This is a genomic window from Sphingopyxis sp. TUF1 (genome assembly GCF_036687315.1).
GTDB classification, from domain to species: Bacteria; Pseudomonadota; Alphaproteobacteria; order Sphingomonadales; family Sphingomonadaceae; genus Sphingopyxis; species Sphingopyxis kveilinensis.
This window is the reverse complement of sequence record NZ_CP144683.1, coordinates 197,113-212,716: the sequence shown is the minus strand read 5'-3', so window position 1 is coordinate 212,716 and position 15,604 is coordinate 197,113. Positions and strand designations below refer to the sequence as shown.

The 15,604-nt window shown below is 60.1% G+C and carries 12 protein-coding genes; 4 read left to right on the top strand and 8 right to left on the bottom strand.

Translation table 11 applies throughout. The features are described 5' to 3' along the window. Positions 1 to 51: 51 nt before the first annotated feature. The 8 genes from VSX77_RS01085 to VSX77_RS01050 all read right to left on the bottom strand — a co-directional run bounded on the left by VSX77_RS01085 (position 52) and on the right by VSX77_RS01050 (position 10,074). Positions 52 to 1,215 (bottom strand): acyltransferase family protein, encoded by a 1,164-nt coding sequence (locus tag VSX77_RS01085; RefSeq protein WP_422397260.1) that lies wholly within the window; start codon positions 1,213 to 1,215, stop codon positions 52 to 54. 229 nt (positions 1,216 to 1,444) lie between these two features. After that, a complete protein-coding gene (locus VSX77_RS01080; RefSeq protein ID WP_338425833.1) occupies positions 1,445 to 2,779 on the bottom strand; it encodes a pectate lyase in 1,335 nt (444 codons plus the stop codon). Beyond that, positions 2,779 to 4,029, bottom strand: a complete 1,251-nt coding sequence (locus VSX77_RS01075; RefSeq protein ID WP_338425832.1) for an outer membrane beta-barrel protein — start codon at positions 4,027 to 4,029, stop codon at positions 2,779 to 2,781. Before VSX77_RS01075 ends, VSX77_RS01080 begins: the two co-directional genes overlap by 1 nt. Positions 4,030 to 4,045: 16 nt before the next feature. Then, complete coding sequence (locus VSX77_RS01070; RefSeq protein ID WP_338425831.1) at positions 4,046 to 4,573, bottom strand: polysaccharide biosynthesis/export family protein; 528 nt, start codon at positions 4,571 to 4,573, stop codon at positions 4,046 to 4,048. A gap of 38 nt (positions 4,574 to 4,611) precedes the next feature. Beyond that, on the bottom strand, positions 4,612 to 5,985 hold the full coding sequence (locus VSX77_RS01065) for an O-antigen ligase family protein (protein ID WP_338425830.1): 1,374 nt from the start codon (positions 5,983 to 5,985) through the stop codon (positions 4,612 to 4,614). A gap of 8 nt (positions 5,986 to 5,993) precedes the next feature. Continuing rightward, the gene (locus tag VSX77_RS01060) at positions 5,994 to 6,824 is read right to left on the bottom strand and encodes a sulfotransferase (RefSeq protein WP_338425829.1); all 831 of its coding nucleotides are present in this window, start codon (positions 6,822 to 6,824) and stop codon (positions 5,994 to 5,996) included. Then, positions 6,821 to 8,026 carry a DegT/DnrJ/EryC1/StrS family aminotransferase gene (locus tag VSX77_RS01055; protein WP_338425828.1) on the bottom strand — a complete coding sequence of 402 codons (1,206 nt, stop codon included), beginning with the start codon at positions 8,024 to 8,026 and terminating at the stop codon, positions 6,821 to 6,823. Before VSX77_RS01055 ends, VSX77_RS01060 begins: the two co-directional genes overlap by 4 nt. Positions 8,027 to 8,046: 20 nt before the next feature. Continuing rightward, complete coding sequence (locus tag VSX77_RS01050) at positions 8,047 to 10,074, bottom strand: polysaccharide biosynthesis protein (protein WP_338425827.1); 2,028 nt, start codon at positions 10,072 to 10,074, stop codon at positions 8,047 to 8,049. Positions 10,075 to 10,546: 472 nt separating this feature from the next. Here VSX77_RS01050 and VSX77_RS01045 point away from each other — a divergent pair, with 472 nt between their 5' ends. The 4 genes from VSX77_RS01045 to VSX77_RS01030 are packed head-to-tail and all read left to right on the top strand — an operon-like array spanning position 10,547 to position 15,585. Next, a complete protein-coding gene (locus VSX77_RS01045; protein ID WP_422397259.1) occupies positions 10,547 to 11,707 on the top strand; it encodes a glycosyltransferase in 1,161 nt (386 codons plus the stop codon). Continuing rightward, the gene (locus VSX77_RS01040) at positions 11,704 to 12,897 is read left to right on the top strand and encodes a glycosyltransferase (RefSeq protein WP_338425825.1); all 1,194 of its coding nucleotides are present in this window, start codon (positions 11,704 to 11,706) and stop codon (positions 12,895 to 12,897) included. The genes VSX77_RS01045 and VSX77_RS01040 overlap by 4 nt, the downstream gene beginning before the upstream one ends. Continuing rightward, positions 12,894 to 14,699, top strand: coding sequence for a sugar transferase (locus VSX77_RS01035; RefSeq protein WP_338425824.1), 1,806 nt, complete (start codon positions 12,894 to 12,896; stop codon positions 14,697 to 14,699). Before VSX77_RS01040 ends, VSX77_RS01035 begins: the two co-directional genes overlap by 4 nt. Continuing rightward, a complete protein-coding gene (locus VSX77_RS01030) occupies positions 14,671 to 15,585 on the top strand; it encodes a formyltransferase family protein (RefSeq protein WP_338425823.1) in 915 nt (304 codons plus the stop codon). The genes VSX77_RS01035 and VSX77_RS01030 overlap by 29 nt, the downstream gene beginning before the upstream one ends. Positions 15,586 to 15,604 lie beyond the last annotated feature (19 nt).

Here is a 15,604-nt window from a genome sequence, read left to right as displayed (position 1 = left end):
AAGGGCAGGTCTTTCATAGCGTTTCAAACCCGGGATGGCCGTTCGCACGGTTTAATCGGCCCCGGTTGCGCCGCCGGGGCGAGGATCGGAATTGGACGGCGAAGCATCCCTGCTCGCGCGGTAGATCCGTTCCCTGAAGAACCACTGATAGGGGCCGACTTCCAGATAGCGATGGACGAAATGCGTCACCACCAGGGTGACGGGCGTGGTTACGGCGAAGAAGAGCAGCATCGAGACCGGCCAATTGTCGGTGAACAGGCCGAACTGCACAAAAATCTTGCGAAAGGCGAGATAGGTATAGGGGTGAACGAGATAGAGCGAATAGCTCACGGTGCCCAGATAGGCGATCGCCCGGAAGCGTGAAATCGCGGACGAGATGCTGTGCGGATGTACCGCAAAATAGAAGTAGAGCACCGTGCTCAGCAGCAGCCCCCAAGCCTGCGGCGTGGTGATGAATTCCCGGTCGAAATGCGTCCGAAAATTGGCAGCGAGGTAGATCCACGTCGCGGCGAGGAGAATTTCGCAGGTCCGGATAAGATAGACCGGCGGGCTGATTTTCGCATCGTAGGCAATGCGGATCAGCATCCCGCCGACGAAGAAAAGCGCGACCGGGTAGCGAATGACGAACAGCGCGGAGAGCAGAAGGACCAAGATCGCCGGCAAAAGCGCGCGTTTGCGAAACAGAAAATGATAGCCAAACGCGGCTAGCGCATAGAACATCACTTCATAGGTCAGGCTCCATGCGTTCGGAGTCAGCTGTTCGGTCTGGGTCAACAGGTTCAGGAACAGGAACCCCGACACCACTGAAAGCAGATTGTTCGAATTAGGGTAGGCGTTGAGGAACAGGTTGAGCAGGACGTAGACGACGCTCAGCGTGAAGAACAACGGGTAGAGCCGGAAAAATCGACGCTCCCCGAAATCCTTAAGCGAATAGCGCATGATGCTCGGCAAAATGACAAAGCCGCTGATGGTGAAGAACAGCTCGACGCCCCAGATGCCGACATTCCAGGGTTCGAAAATCAGGTCCAGATAGCGTGCATTGTGCGGATAGATATGCTCGGCCGCGCCGCCGAGCAGATGAGCCCAAAACACCATCAACGAGGCAATACCTCGCAGCCCGTGCGTTGCTGTATTGAATTCGGAATGGCCGACCACCGACGTCCGATCCCGATCGCCGGCCGCGTGAGTGCTCGCGCTATCGACGGCTGCCGTCATCTAACAAAACCGATCACGATGTTCGTGTCGACAAGTTGATCCTGCACGAGATTGATTGGTCGTTCCACGCGAAATTCCCCCTGCAACCAGCATGTCGGCGTCCGGCGTGCACGACAAGATTCGGGGAGTGGCATAGGCCGCGCCATCGGGACTAATCCCAATTCGCATGACCCACCGGAAGCTGTGTTCAACGGCGTCGCGACCGGACGGCGCGAATGATTTCGGCACCCTAATCAACTTCTTTTCCCGCCAGGCGCTGCAAATGGGCGAAATTGAGGAAGCGGTCAAAATGGGTCCAGCCATCCCCGTCCTTGCCCATCCAGCTATCGAATATTCGGGGGTCGGCGCCATTGGCACGTTCCCATGCATCGGACATCCCATCGTTGTCGTCGTCGCGATAGGGACGCCCCACAGCAATGGCTGGAACGGGGCCAACGGGCCTGCCGATTTTGCCGCCCGATTTGCGGACTTCGCCAACCACGCGCCGGTCGACCTCGTCGCGCGGGAAAGCGCCGGCCTCCATCAGAACCCGTTCATAAGCCTTGTTCGCCGCCATCGGCCGGCTCTGCATCTGGCAGACGGGGGAATCGACGACCGCGTCGCCGACGGTGGCGGAGAGCGGCGGTACCCCCTCGGAAACATTGTCCGATAAGTAGATCCGTGCCTGTCCGCGCGAACCCCTGAGCGGCCGGTCGATCGCCGCCGCCATCCGGAGGTTGGTATTCGGGCCGCGCCGATAGACATTGCCGACGACGTTGACCGGCGACCCGCCATAGCTCTCCCAAATTTCGGTGAACTGTGATTGCGCGTTGTAAAACACGTTGTTGATGACATCTACGCACGATCCCGGCGGGACATTGACGTCGGGGTTGCGGTCGCCGTTGTGCGCGCAGAGGTTTCGAACGAAGCTGATATTCTGCGGCCCTTTCGGGTCGCTGGCCAAAAGCGCGCATTTGTCGTGTTTGGGCACACCTTCGGCGAAAATGGATCCCGAGATGGTGAGATTGTCGTTCTGACCCCAGGCGCCGATATTTTCGTCAAGGCTCCATGATGCGCTGACATGATCGACGATTATGTCATGGCTGCTCGCGATGTTGATCGCGTCATTTCCCCCCCGATCCTCGCCGGGCAAATCCGTTCGCACGCGCAGGTGCCGGATGATGATGTCGTGCGTATTCTTGATCGCCAGCGGCGTGTAGGCGCCCGGCCCGCCGATATGCGACAGGGTAATGCCCCCGCCGGGCGCCGTTTCGCCAGCGATCGTCAGATAGGCATTGCGAATAAGCGGTCGTTCGGTCGTAAAACGTATCACTCCGGCGACGGTGAACACGCAGACGCGCGGCCCATGCGCGTCGATGCATTCGCGCAGCGAGCCGGGGCCGCTGTCGGCGAGCGTCGTGACCTTGATAATCTTGCCGTTGAATCCGCCGAGCGCCTGGCGACCGTAGCCGTCGGCGCCGATAAACGCCGCGCGGCCGTTGTCGGTCGCGGTCGCTGGCGGCATACAGCTGACGGTCGCCGCGCCGACGACTATGCTCGACAGAAAGACACGAAGCCGCTGCATCAGAACCGCCGCGTTATGCCGAACGTCAGGATTTTCTCCTTAAATTTGTCGATCGGATCGCGGGCGGTGCGCCGGTCATATTCCGCCGCGGCAAAGAAGGACGTGCGGCGATCGAAAAGATATTCGACGCGTGCGGTGCCGCCAATGGTTTTCAGATTGTCGCGCGATTCGCCCCGATAGCGAAGATCGACATAGCCGACCGAGAGGCTGGCCAGGAGATTGTGGCGGATTTCCTGATCGATCCTGAACCGGGCGATCGTATCGACGCGCGTCGACGCGCCCGACCGGACCGTCGCGACGTCGCCGCGGGAAAAGCCGAAGTTCAGCGAGGTGCGATCGCGCGGCGCCCAAGTGACCTCGCCCTCCAATCGCAAACCGGTGTATGCGGGAAGAATTGCGCTCTCCTTCGGATCGGTGCGGAAAATTCCGACGCCTATATTACCGTGCAGCCGGTTGCCGATTTCCCGTTGCACGCCGACGATCACACCATAGGTATTCTGATCGCGGTTTACCCCGCTGAAGTCCCGCGCCAACCGGAAGTCGCGGCGATTTACATAAGCGAGCGCGAACACGTCGAGCGACGAAGCGAACCGGTAGCCGACGGTCACCGACGCGCGATAGATTTCCATATCGCGATCAGCCTCGGCCGGATCGAGCTGATTATATTTTTCGGTGCCGACAGCAAAGGTTGTGCGGATATTTCCGCTGGCGCGCGAATAGGATGCCTCGGCCAGAAAGGCGTTGATTTTGCGGGGGCGATCGGTTGGCCCTGCGCGGGTTTCGGGATCGGCGCGCCGCTCGATATTGCGGTTGAACCCGACGGTCGCACTTAAATTCTCTGCTTTTTCCCCCGACAGCACGTAATTCAACGAGCCGCCGTATGTGGTGGAGTTTTCGCGCACGAGATCGAAATGGCGACGCAGGCCCGCATGGCCTTCGGCCGTGATCCTGCCCGATCCGATCTGTTTCGACAGGCTTAGCGAGGGATTGATGTGCACCCGGAAGTCATCGGCCTCGTCGACCGATGTGCGAAACACATTGCTGCTGTAATCGATGCTGGCATCGACCTTGGCATCGACTTCCAGCCCGCCGATTTCGAAGCCGTCATATTCATAACCGGGCCTGGGCAGCTTGGCAGGCGAGGTGATCGAATCCTGCGCGGCTGCAGCCGAGCTGAAACCGGCCGCCATCACCGCGGCATAGGCGGCCAGCTTAAGTCGGCGCGTCCGGACGCGAGCTTTGCGATTCAACAATTTGATTTCCTCGTCAGAACCAGGTTTCATGGACGATCACCGTATCGCCGGGAAGAATTTGCGTGTCGTCCGTGCCCTTGCCCTTGATGACCGCGCCATTTTCGGTGCGGTTGATGCCATAGGACTTGGTGTTCGCGCGGAATGTGTGTCCGCCGGCAACCGTGATCGCGGTGAGAACGGTCATGCCGGGAACATAGGGATAGGCACCCGGGCGCTTGACTTCGCCCATGATGAAGAAGGGCCGATATTCCTCGATCTGCACGTTGACCGAAGCGTTTACGGCCAGCTCTTCACGCCGCATGAGCGCCGCCAGCTCTTGCTCGACCTCGGTCGTCGTCTTGCCCGCAACCTTTATCGCGCCCAGCATCGGCAGCGAAATCGTGCCGACATCATTGACCCGATAATCGGTGCTCAAATTGGTGAATCCTCCCACCAGAAGCCGCACCTTGTCGCCGGCGCCGAGCTTATAGCCAGCTTCGCTGCTGGCGGGACTGGCGGGCAGGGACGTGAGCTTGTCAGTGGGGTTGGCGCAGGCTGCCAATGCGAAGCAAAGCAGCAGCGCGAATATTGATCTCAGCATCATGGTCTTAACCTCGCGTTGGAAAGGGAATGAAGATCGCTATGGGGAGGCAGCGGTGGCATCCGGCCGGCGGCCTCGGATCGTAGCGCAACTGCCCGCAGAGCATGGGTCCGCCCCTGCACGCTGAGCGTCGCTGTGACCGCGAAACGGGTGGCGATGAGGATCGGTACGACCCACAGGCGCGCATAGACATGGGTCGACGCGTTCGAGATGATGAAAAAGCTGAGGGCGACCGACAGCGCCAGCGCGGCGGCGGCCTTGTCATATTTGATTGTGCGAACGGCGATCAAAGCCAATATGCCCATTGCCAGCGTCCAGCCAAGCAGGGCGAACATCCCGCCTTCGGTCCAGATCAGCAGGATGATATTGTGAACCGGCGCCCCCTGGACGCTTATCGAGCGAAACTGGTCGGCGCCGATCCCGAGCAAATGCGTATTGTCGGAAAGCTGCCAAGCCTCTTCGATCAGCTGCATTCTGCCCCCGTACGTCCCCGCTTCCGAGATATCGCCGGTTTCGAAAGCGCTTAATACCCGTTTTTCAAACGTGGCAGGAATTGGCACACCAGCGGAAAAGGCAAGTGTCAAAATGCCAAGGACAGCCGCAATCGGTTTCCACGCACGCCAGCCGTAGCTGGCAAGGGCAAAGATCAGGATCGCCGCGATGCTCGAAACAAATCCGGTCACCGAAGCGGTAAGCAACAGCGCCAGCATGAGAATTGCTGCGTAAACAAGGCACAGCCACAGTGGCAGCAAGCGCATCTTTGCAAAATAAAGAACGAAAGGCAGCGTTAGTGAAATAAGCGCCGCGTTGCGGTTGGCGCTGGCCGTAAATGATCCGAGCCTCCCGGCGCCGGTGATGAAATCTTGGTTGATCCATGCGGCCGACGCGTGGTTTTCGCCATAATAATAAAAGAGGGCGACGCTGAAGGCTTCGGCCGCAACCACTGCGGCCACGAAAAACTTTGCGAGCAGGATTTCATCTTTCCAGGTGCCGGCGAAGAGGAGAAAGGGCAGGGCGAGATAGGCAAAGACATATTGCGATCCCGTGATCGTGAACCGGATCGGGTCGCCGTTGATCAAACTGCTGGCACCCAGTGCGAACAGCATCAGGCAAAAGGAAATGAGCCACCACGGCGACATATCACCAAAGGGTTTCAGATTGAGGCGCCCCGACGCCGCGGCCAGAATTGCGGCCATCAGGAAACAGCCGTCGCTCAACGTAAACTGAACGTCGGGATGAAAGCGCCACATCATGAAGGGCGTCAGCATGACGCCGATTATCAGGGCGTACCGAATGATCGTTTCGGACACCGAATGACGGTGGCGTACCGGGCTTTCCTCTGCCGGGTCATATCGGGTGACGGCGTTGGACATCAGTCCGCTCAATCACTGAGCCAGTGCGAAAGGTCGCGCTGGAGCAGGGTTCCGAGACCTTCGACATCCTTGGCATAAAAATCGCGCATCGATTGTTTCAAGTCGTGCGACAATTGCGGGTAGGGCACTTCGCGCGCCAGCGTGCCATGGATGGCTTTGAACCAGGGCTTGGACCGCAATGGCGCGACAAGACGCTTGGCGGGGGCAAGCGTGCGCCGCATCGCCAGCGGAAGCAGCGGGGCGTCCTTCACATTGGCGCGTTCGACCAACTGAATTTCATGCCCCAGATCGGGCAGGCCGAGGAACATGTTCACATTCCTGACCACCTCTTCGGGGGTCTTGCGAATGTCTTCGTACAGGATGGTCTTGATGTTGGCGGCCGGGAAATGATCGAGAAAACGTTTCAAATGCTGATTGTACAGCCCGTCATTCAGAAACCGCGGCTGCGGATTGTCCTGTGACCCCAAAAATTTGCCGATCTCGCCATTCACCGTCCCCCGGCGGAACAGCATACAATAGTCCGAATAAGCCCGATCGACCGGGTTGCGCAGCTGCACGACGATCTGCGCGTCGGGCAGCAACCGCGACATGCGCTCCGCGGCGCGCGGATCGGCCAGATAATCGGCAGACTTTTCGCCCACGAGCTGGTCGGCATGGCTATCCTTGAACCACGACGCATACCATTCTTCGCCTCGTTCATATTCGCGGCTGAAATAATGTGGTTCGGGGCTGGGCATGAACACGTCCGGGCGCACGCGCAGTTGATTGGTGACCCAAGTCGTCGCCGCCTTGGCCGCGCCGATGATCACGAAATCCGGAAGCCTCGACGATCGCGTCATCGTGAAGCTTTCTCGATGATGCGACGAAGAAGCGCACCGGCAAGATCCAGATCGTCGGGCGACAACGTATGGTCGATCGGCACCATCAGGCTGGTTTCGCCAAGCTGGCGGGCGACCGGCAGCGGCTGTTCCGGGCGCTGCGCATAGTCGCGAAATGCTTTTTCCCGATAGATTTCGGGGCATGACCCTGTTGAGCAGGCTACCCCGGCGCTGCCCGCTTCTTCGATTATCCGGCGCCTGATCCATCCCTCTTTCAATTGCTCGGGCTTGATGAACACATAGGCCTTGTAGCGCGCATGGGTAATCCCGTGGCGGGGGCGTGCCAGTCTGACGGCATCGAGCCCCGCAAGTTGTTCTTCGAACGCATAGGCGTTCTGTTGCCTGCGCAAGCGCCAGCCATCCAGTTTTGCCAGCTGGCAGTTGCCGATCGCGGCCTGGAATTCGGTGAGGCGAAAATTGCTGCCCAGCGAAGAATGAAGCCACAGAAAATCGGGACCGGGCACGATCGTCGAATAATGGTCCGGATCCTTGCCATGATCCTTGTAGGCCCACGCGCGCCGCCAGACCTCGCGGTCCTTCATCACGAGCATCCCGCCTTCGCCGCCCGTCGATATGATCTTGTCGGTACAGAAGGAAAAGGCCGCGGCGTCGCCGAACGAACCCACCGGTCGGCCATCGACGCGCGCGCCATGCGCCTGCGCGCAATCTTCGATAATTGCCAAGCCGCGCCGTTCGGCCAAACCCAAGATGTCGTTCATCTCGCAAGGCCAGCCGGCAAGATGAACGACGATTGCGGCCTTGGTCCTGGCCGTCATGACAGCTTCGATTGAGCTGGCGGTGATATTCTGGCTTTCGGCATCGACGTCGGCAAATACCGGCATCGCGCCGCAGGCGACCACGCAGCTGGCCGACGCCATGAAACTTCGCGCCGGAACAATCACTTCATCCCCCGGCCCGATATTCAGCGCGCGCAAGGCCAGTTCGAGCGCGAGCGTACCGTTCGCAACCGCGATCGCATGGGGAACGTCGCACAGGCGCGCCATTGCATGTTCGAAAGCGGCGCATTGCGTACCGTGATGGAGCGAGTTGACCGCGCCCGATCGGAGCACGGCGGTCGCGGCTTCGATTTCATCCGCCTCAAAAACCGGCCAGCGCGACCTGTTCGGTTTCAGCGCAACCGCATCGGACGCGGAATGCTGCACGGCCGCCGCCATTCGATTCATCACAATGCCTGCCCCGAATAACGCCGCTGTTCGCCAACTATCGAAATCCGGCGGCCGACAACCGCCGCAACCTTGTCGGGCGCGCTGTCCAGCGAGGCCACATCGGCGCCGGAATTCACCTGCGAGTCCGCGCTCATAATGCCTTCGCCCTCAGACAGCAGTTGGAAAACCAGTTTCCTCGTTGCTCCGTCGTCGGCGCGTTCCGTCAACACCGACAGGCGATTGAATATGTCGTTAAGGAGGTCGAGCGGGAGCGGTGCCGGCTCGGCTTCGAAAATTCCGTCGAGAACCGACGGGAGCTTCTGTTCGCTCTCGTTGAAAAGCTCTTCATAGAGCTTCTCGCCCGGCCGCAGGCCCACGAACTTGATCATCACATCCTTGTCCGGAACACCGCCAGAAAGCCGGATCATCCGGCGGGCGATGTCGAGCACTTTGATCGGCTCTCCCATATCGAGCACGAAAATCCGGCCGCGTTCGACATTTTTGGATCGGGCCGACGCTTGAAGCACGAGTTGCACCGCTTCGGATACCGTCATGAAAAAGCGTTCGATTTCGGGGTGGGTAACCGTGAGCGGTCCACCAGCCAGCAACTGCTTTTCGAACAGGGGTATCAGCGACCCGCTGGAGCCCAGAACATTGCCGAACCTGACGGTAAGAAACCGCGGCGACTGCGCCTTGCCGATCCCAGCCAGATCGAGGGCCTGGCAATAAAGTTCGCCGAGCCGTTTGGTCGCGCCCATCATGCCGATCGGATTGACCGCCTTGTCGGTCGATACCTGGACCATGATCCGCGTTCCGTATCGATTCGCTGCGTCGGCAACATTTCGCGTGCCGAGCACATTGGTCTGGACACCGGCACTCGGGTGCAGTTCGACGATTGGCACATGTTTCAGCGCTGCTGCATGAAACACGAGTTCGGGTTGGAACTGCTTGAAGGCATTCATCACCTGCTTGCGCTGACGAATGCAGCAAAGCACGGCCGACCGCTCGATGTCGGGATAGGACGCCTTCATCTCATTATCGACTTCGTAAAGCGCGATTTCAGACGATTCGAGCAGGATGATTCGCGACGGTGCGAAAGAAGCGATCTGGCGCACCAGCTCCCGGCCGATCGTCCCCCCCGCGCCGGTTACCAGAACGCAGCGACCCGTGATTGCGTTCTCGACCACTTTATAGTCCAGAATGTTCTGCGACCGGCCCAGCAGATCGCTCAACTGGATAGGGCGGAGCGCTTGCGCGGGAACAGCCGCCGGCGCCGTGTCACTGCCATCGTTGCGGCGTTGCGGCAAAGGCGAGGTCAGTTCGGGCAGGCAGGAAATGCTCAGCCCCAGACTTTCCGCTTTCGCGACCATCTGGAGAAAGGGGGCCTCGCGCAGCCGTTCGGGGGTCTCGGCGAAAATGATGCGGGTCGGATGCTTCCCCGTCTGCGCCTGTTGTTCGACGATTTTCGCCAGATCGGTCACAATCCCCAGCACGGGCACGCCGCGGATCCTCATCGACATGGTGACGCGGTCGCTGAGCAGGATTCCCAGCGGCTTTCCGCCCGCGATCTGACGGCGTTCGTTCGCGCGAAGCATCAGTTCGATATGATCGCCCTTGCCCGCGAAAAGGGTATATTCCGCAGGCTCTTGCGGGCCGTCGGCCGGTTTGGGGGGGAAAATGTTGCCCCTGATATATTCGCCAAGCAAGCGGCGCGCCAAGCGCGTTCCCATGAAGCCGTACAAGGTCAGCATGAAGAAGATGAAGGGCAAGGTACGCGGACGCCAATTGCCTAGCTCACGAAAGCTGAGCAACAGCACCATGGCAGCGGTCATCATCGCCGCAAAGACGATCATCGCTTTGAATTCATAGATCGATGTGTATCGCCACGACAGGCGCTGCAAGCCAAGGAGCCGGTGCACCACAGCTCCGACGAGCGCAATATAGGGTGTCACGGCCCAGATCGAGTTGTACATCGCGGTGGGCGGCAGGCTTCCGCTCGCGCGCAACCAGACGGCCAGATGAAGCGATACGGCTACGACGGCCACGTCCAGAGCCAGCACAACAACGTCACGGACTCGGAAATTAAAAGATCGATTGGCGCCGCTCATGAAGCCCCCTGTTAAAATAAGCGCGCGACCGACTGTTTCACCCGTGAACCGAGTTTTTAGAACGCTTTAGAACCGTTCTTCCCCGCCCACACTTGAAGGTGTTTACACTCATTTAACTAGATTCGCCGTCTGCAAAAATTGGTTGAAATCGGCCTGTACCAAATGGCTATTGCCTACCCATTTGGTATTAGAGTCATCCCTGCGACGGGGTGGCGTAGTTCAATTGGCACGGAATTCTAATACGTCCCCACGTCTTCCATGACCCTTTGTTTCCATTTCACGAATTCCCGGCGATGGCTAATTTGTGAAAATTGCGGGGCTTCGACTCAATCGTCAAAAAGCGGCAGCCGGAACACCATGGGCGCGGGGCCCCCGTCCAACCCGATATCGTGGAGTCAAAAACGGTCCGATGACGTGCAATGCAAGCCGACCATTGCGAATTTGCTTTCCCATCGCAGATCGCGCCAGGGAAGTCGGTGGTAGCCATATTTCCGCGATGACGCTGATCCAGAATCTCGACCGGCGCCGGTTCGACCCGAAGGTCATATTGATCGGCGAGACCGGACGCGTCGATTGGCTGGCCCGAAATGCAGGCCAGTCGCCCGAGCGGATACTGCCCGATCTTTCGGGAAATCCGAGCTTTTTGGGTTCGGTCCGCATCTTCCGCGAAGCGGTCCGACTGCTGTCCAGCGGCAACTATGATATCGTTCATACGAACGAGGGGCATATGCACGCCTTGTGGGGCTCCGCTGCAAGACTCTGCGGGGTTGCGCACGTGTGGCACCATCGCGCCAACCCCGATGCGCGCGGACTGCGCTTTCTGGCCCCGTTGACGGCCAATCAAGTCATATCGGTCTCCCGCTTCGCCGCGCCATCTCGTTCGGGCTATTCTGCCGCGCGCCGCTGTACGGTTATTCATAGTCCGTTCGACCTCGCGATCGCCGACACGAACAGAACCGACGGACGGCGGCGGGCACTCGCGGAGCTGGCATTGGCGGACGAGGCCATGCTCGTCGGTTTTTTCGGCCATTTCAGCGATCGCAAGCGGCCCCTGAAGTTCATCGAGACGATTGCCGCAGTCAGACAGGCCGACCCCGAAATTCCGATCCATGGGCTAATGTTCGGCGAGGAGCATGATCGCGGGCTGCAACATCAGATGGAAGAAGCGATCGAGCGCCTTGGCTTGCAGGGACGCGTGCACCTAATGGGCTTTCGCAAGCGGGGCGCAACCTGGCTGGCTGGCTGCGATGTTCTGCTGGTCCCCGCGATCGACGAACCTTTCGGGCGAACCCTGATCGAAGCGATGCTGGTCGATACTCCGATCGTGGCGGCAGCATCGGGCGGAAATGTCGAAGCGATCGACGACGGGCGTACAGGTTTGCTGGCAACCCCCGACGATCCCGAGGCGCTGGCGCGCGCCTTGCTTTCCCTTCTGCACGATCCGGCTCTCGCACAGTCGATTCGCTCGAATGCGAAGGAGCATGCCCTGGCGAGTTTTGGGATTGAAACGCACGTCCGCGGCGTGGAAGCGATTTATGATCGGATCAACGTGGCGAGGATGGCGCGATGATCGTGCTTCACGTCATAACCGCCCTCAACGTCGGCGGCGCCGAGACGATGTTGTGCAAATATCTCGAAAATCACCGTGCCGACGGCACGAAGCATGTCGTTCTCTCGCTGATGCGGCCGGGACCCAAGGCGGCGCAGATCAAGGCGCTGGGTGTCCAGGTCTACACGCTCGGCATGAAACACTGGCTTCCCGGGCCATTGGACGCCCTCCGTCTCGTCCGGCTGGTCAACCTCATTCGCCCCGACCTTCTCCACGGATGGATGTATCACGGCAATCTCGCCGCCAGCTTTGCCCATGCCGTGCTGGCGTCCAACCTGCCGCTTGTCTGGAATGTCCGGCATTCGTTGGCCGATACCAAGCGGGAGAACTGGCGCACGCGGGCGCTCTTGAAACTGAGCGCCGCCATCTCCGGGCGCCCCTCGGCGATCGTCTATAATTCCGCGGTGGCGGCGACCCAGCACCAGAATGTCGGCTACTCGGCCGACAATGCTTTGGTGTTGCCCAACGGATTCGATTTTGACCTCTTCAGGCCGAACGGCGAGGCGCGAAAGCGTCTCAACCTCGAATTCGGGATCGACCCGGACGCGGTGCTGGTCGGAAAAATCGCCCGTCTTCATCCGATGAAAGACCATGCCATGCTGGTCGAAGCGGTCGCGCGGGCGCGGGCGCAGGGTCATGATTTGCATCTGCTGATGATCGGTGAGGGCCTGGCAACGCCTCCCCAAGATCTGCGGGACAAAATGGCCCGACTTTTACCCGCCGATCGGATCAGCGTTTGCGGGGCAAGGGCGGATGTTGCCGATCTGCTCCCGGGACTCGATATACTTGCCGTCGCGTCCGCCTGGGGAGAAGGGTTCCCGAATGTCATCGGTGAGGCGCTGGCCTGCGAGGTACCCGTTGTCGCAACCGACGTCGGGGACAGCGCCTCGATCGTTGCGGACTGCGGCATTGTCGTGCCGCCGGGAGATGCCGAGGCGTTTGCAATGGCATTGGCGGAAATCGCCTCGCTGGGCCCCGGTGGGCGCAAGTCGCTGGGATCGGCGGGAAGATATCGCGGCAAGGCGAATTACAGCCTTAAGGAGATCGCCAGCCGCTATGACGAGATGCACCACGATCTCGCCTGCAGGAAGGGCAATTCCGGTATGATGCCGCTATCCAAAGACGACAGGAAGAGTGCGCAGCGACAATGAAGATACTCGTATTATCCAGCCTGGCGTATTCCCTGACGAACTTTCGCGGCACGTTGCTGACCGCGATGGTCGACGCCGGGCATCAGGTCATCGCCAGCGCCCCGGATGAGAACGCACAGGTGCGCGATTGGCTCGCGGACCGGGGCATTGGCTTTCGTACGATGCGAATGGCGCGGGCAGGCATGAACCCGTTTGCCGATACGGTGACGCTGTGGGATATGGTTTCACTGATGCGCAAGGAACGGCCCGACGTCGTCCTCGCCTATACGCAAAAGCCGATCATCTATGGCGGGCTCGCGGCCCGGCTCGTGGGCGGCATCCGCTATTTCGCCATGTGCAGCGGGCTGGGGCATGCATTTTCCGGCGACGGCGGCGTGCGGTCGCGCGTCCTTAAAAAGATTGTCAGCCTTTTGTATCGCGCCGCGGTTGCTAAGGCGTCGGGCGTGTTCGTTTTTAATCGCGACGACAATGACGAAATGCGCGACAACGGGATTCTGGCACCGGAGCAGAGGGCGATCCAGGTGCCGGGTTCGGGCATCGACCTGTCGCGTTTCCGGCATCAACCGCTGCCGCCTGGGCCGCCCAGATTTCTGATGATTGCGCGGCTGCTTCGCGACAAGGGGCCCGGCGAGTTTGCCGCGGCTGCGGCGATCGTGCGACGTAGATTTCCTGAAGCCCGGTTTCTGTTGCTCGGGCCCTTCGACGCAAACCCCAGCAATATTTCCCAAAAAGAGCTGGATAGCTGGCAGTCGCAAGGGTTGATCGAATATCTCGGCTCGACATCCGATGTGCAGCCTTTCCTCGCCGATTGCACGGTTTTCGTGCTGCCCACATATTATCGTGAGGGCCTGCCGCGTACCATCCTCGAAGCGATGGCGACGGGAAGGGCAATCATCACCACCGATACGCCCGGATGCCGCGAAACTGTGACCAAGGATACCAATGGGATATTGGTGCCGCCGCGTGACGTCGCGGCTCTGGCGGCGGCGATGGAAAAAATGGCCGAGGATCCCGGACTGTGTGAACGTTACGGCGCTGCGTCACGGAAGATTGCCGAAGAGTATTTCGACGTCCACCGCGTCAATGCGATCCTGCTTGGCAACATGGGCCTTGATCGCTCCGCGCCAAATTCTGCGGCCCTGCCTGACGGCCATGGCCTCTCGCACGGCGATGCCGGTTCCGCCGGATCGTCCCATGGGTCCAGGATGCGCCGGTTCGTCGATATAGTCGTTGCCGCGCTCGGACTGGCGGTGCTGTCGCCTTTCCTGTTGATCGTTGGCCTGATGGTCGCGGTGGCGCTGGGGCGGCCGGTTCTGTTTCGCCAGCAACGGGTCGGCTTGACGGGGCGGGTTTTTACCCTCGTCAAATTCCGCACCATGACCGATGCGCGCGATGCCGAAGGAAAATTGCTGTCGGATAGCGAACGCACCACCGATTTCGGCAGGTTCCTGCGTCGCTTCCGGATCGATGAATTTCCTGAGTTGTGGAACGTGCTGCGCGGCGAGATGAGCCTTTTTGGCCCCCGGCCCCTGCTTCCCGAAACCATTCGCGATTTCGGCGCCGACGGATTGACGCGTTGCGCCATTCGTCCCGGACTGACAGGATGGGCCCAAATTCGTGGCGGCCCGCTGCTTGGCCAGAAGGAAAAGCTGGCGCTGGACAACTGGTATGTGATGAATCGCAGCTGGAAAACCGATATGGCGATCCTGATGCGGACTTTCATGGTCATCGTGCGCGATGACCGGGTGGACAATCGGGAAGCGGGGAGGGGACATGCGGGCTTTGATCGTCGGCGCGGTTGAAGGTACGCAGGTCGCCATTCGGACAATCGCGGCAGCCGCAGGCTGGAGCGTTTGCGGGCTGGTGACGCTTCCCCGCGACAAATCGGAACGGCATTCCGATTTCGTCGATCTCGGTCCCGACGCCGAGAAGGTCGGGGCGCGGATCATCTACGCCAGTAACAGCAATAGCGAAGACACATGCAGGGCGGTCGAGGAACTTGCCCCCGACTATACCTTCGTCATCGGCTGGTCGCAGATATGCGGCCCGGAGTTCCGGGCCGCCGCAAGGGGTAACGTCATCGGCTATCATCCGGCGGCCTTGCCCCGGCTGCGTGGCCGGGCGGCCTTGCCGTGGACGATCCTGCTGGATGAGAAGATTACCGCATCGACCCTGTTCTGGATCGACGACGGTGTCGATTCCGGTGATATCCTGGCGCAAAAATTCTTCCATGTTGCGCCGCGGGAGACCGCGGCGACGTTGTACGAGAAGCATATGGGGGCGTTGCGCGGCATTCTTGATCTCGCCCTGCCGGCGCTGCACGTCGGCGATGAGATTCGCCAGAAGCAGGATTCGGACTGCGCTACCTATGCGACCAAACGCGTTCCGGAGGATGGCAGGATCGACTGGCGGGGATCGGCAAGCGAGATCGATCGCTTGATCCGGGCGGTGGGACGTCCTTATCCCGGCGCGTTCACCGGTTTTAAAGATCGTCGCATCATCATCCATAGATCGGAGATCAGACATGGTGCGGGTTTGCACGCGTTGCCGGGACAGATCGTCGCGCGCGAGGATGGAAAATTTTCCGTGATGTGCGGCGACGGTATGATCATCGACATCGACGACTTTGAATCTGTGCCCGACGGCAATCTGCCGCCGTTGCACGCGGTTCTGGGAAGGCCGGCATGAGCTTGATCGATCGTATCAA

Bases quoted from the DNA above. Each gene is read 5' to 3' on its own strand.
- VSX77_RS01060 (WP_338425829.1), bottom strand. From the start codon at position 6,824: ATGACGCGATCGTCGAGGCTTCCGGATTTCGTGATCATCGGCGCGGCC.
- VSX77_RS01085 (WP_422397260.1), bottom strand. From the start codon at position 1,215: ATGACGGCAGCCGTCGATAGCGCGAGCACTCACGCGGCCGGCGATCGG.
- VSX77_RS01080 (WP_338425833.1), bottom strand. From the start codon at position 2,779: ATGCAGCGGCTTCGTGTCTTTCTGTCGAGCATAGTCGTCGGCGCGGCG.
- VSX77_RS01045 (WP_422397259.1), top strand. From the start codon at position 10,547: ATGACGTGCAATGCAAGCCGACCATTGCGAATTTGCTTTCCCATCGCA.
- VSX77_RS01030 (WP_338425823.1), top strand. From the start codon at position 14,671: ATGCGGGCTTTGATCGTCGGCGCGGTTGAAGGTACGCAGGTCGCCATT.
- VSX77_RS01035 (WP_338425824.1), top strand. From the start codon at position 12,894: ATGAAGATACTCGTATTATCCAGCCTGGCGTATTCCCTGACGAACTTT.
- VSX77_RS01040 (WP_338425825.1), top strand. From the start codon at position 11,704: ATGATCGTGCTTCACGTCATAACCGCCCTCAACGTCGGCGGCGCCGAG.
- VSX77_RS01065 (WP_338425830.1), bottom strand. From the start codon at position 5,985: ATGTCCAACGCCGTCACCCGATATGACCCGGCAGAGGAAAGCCCGGTA.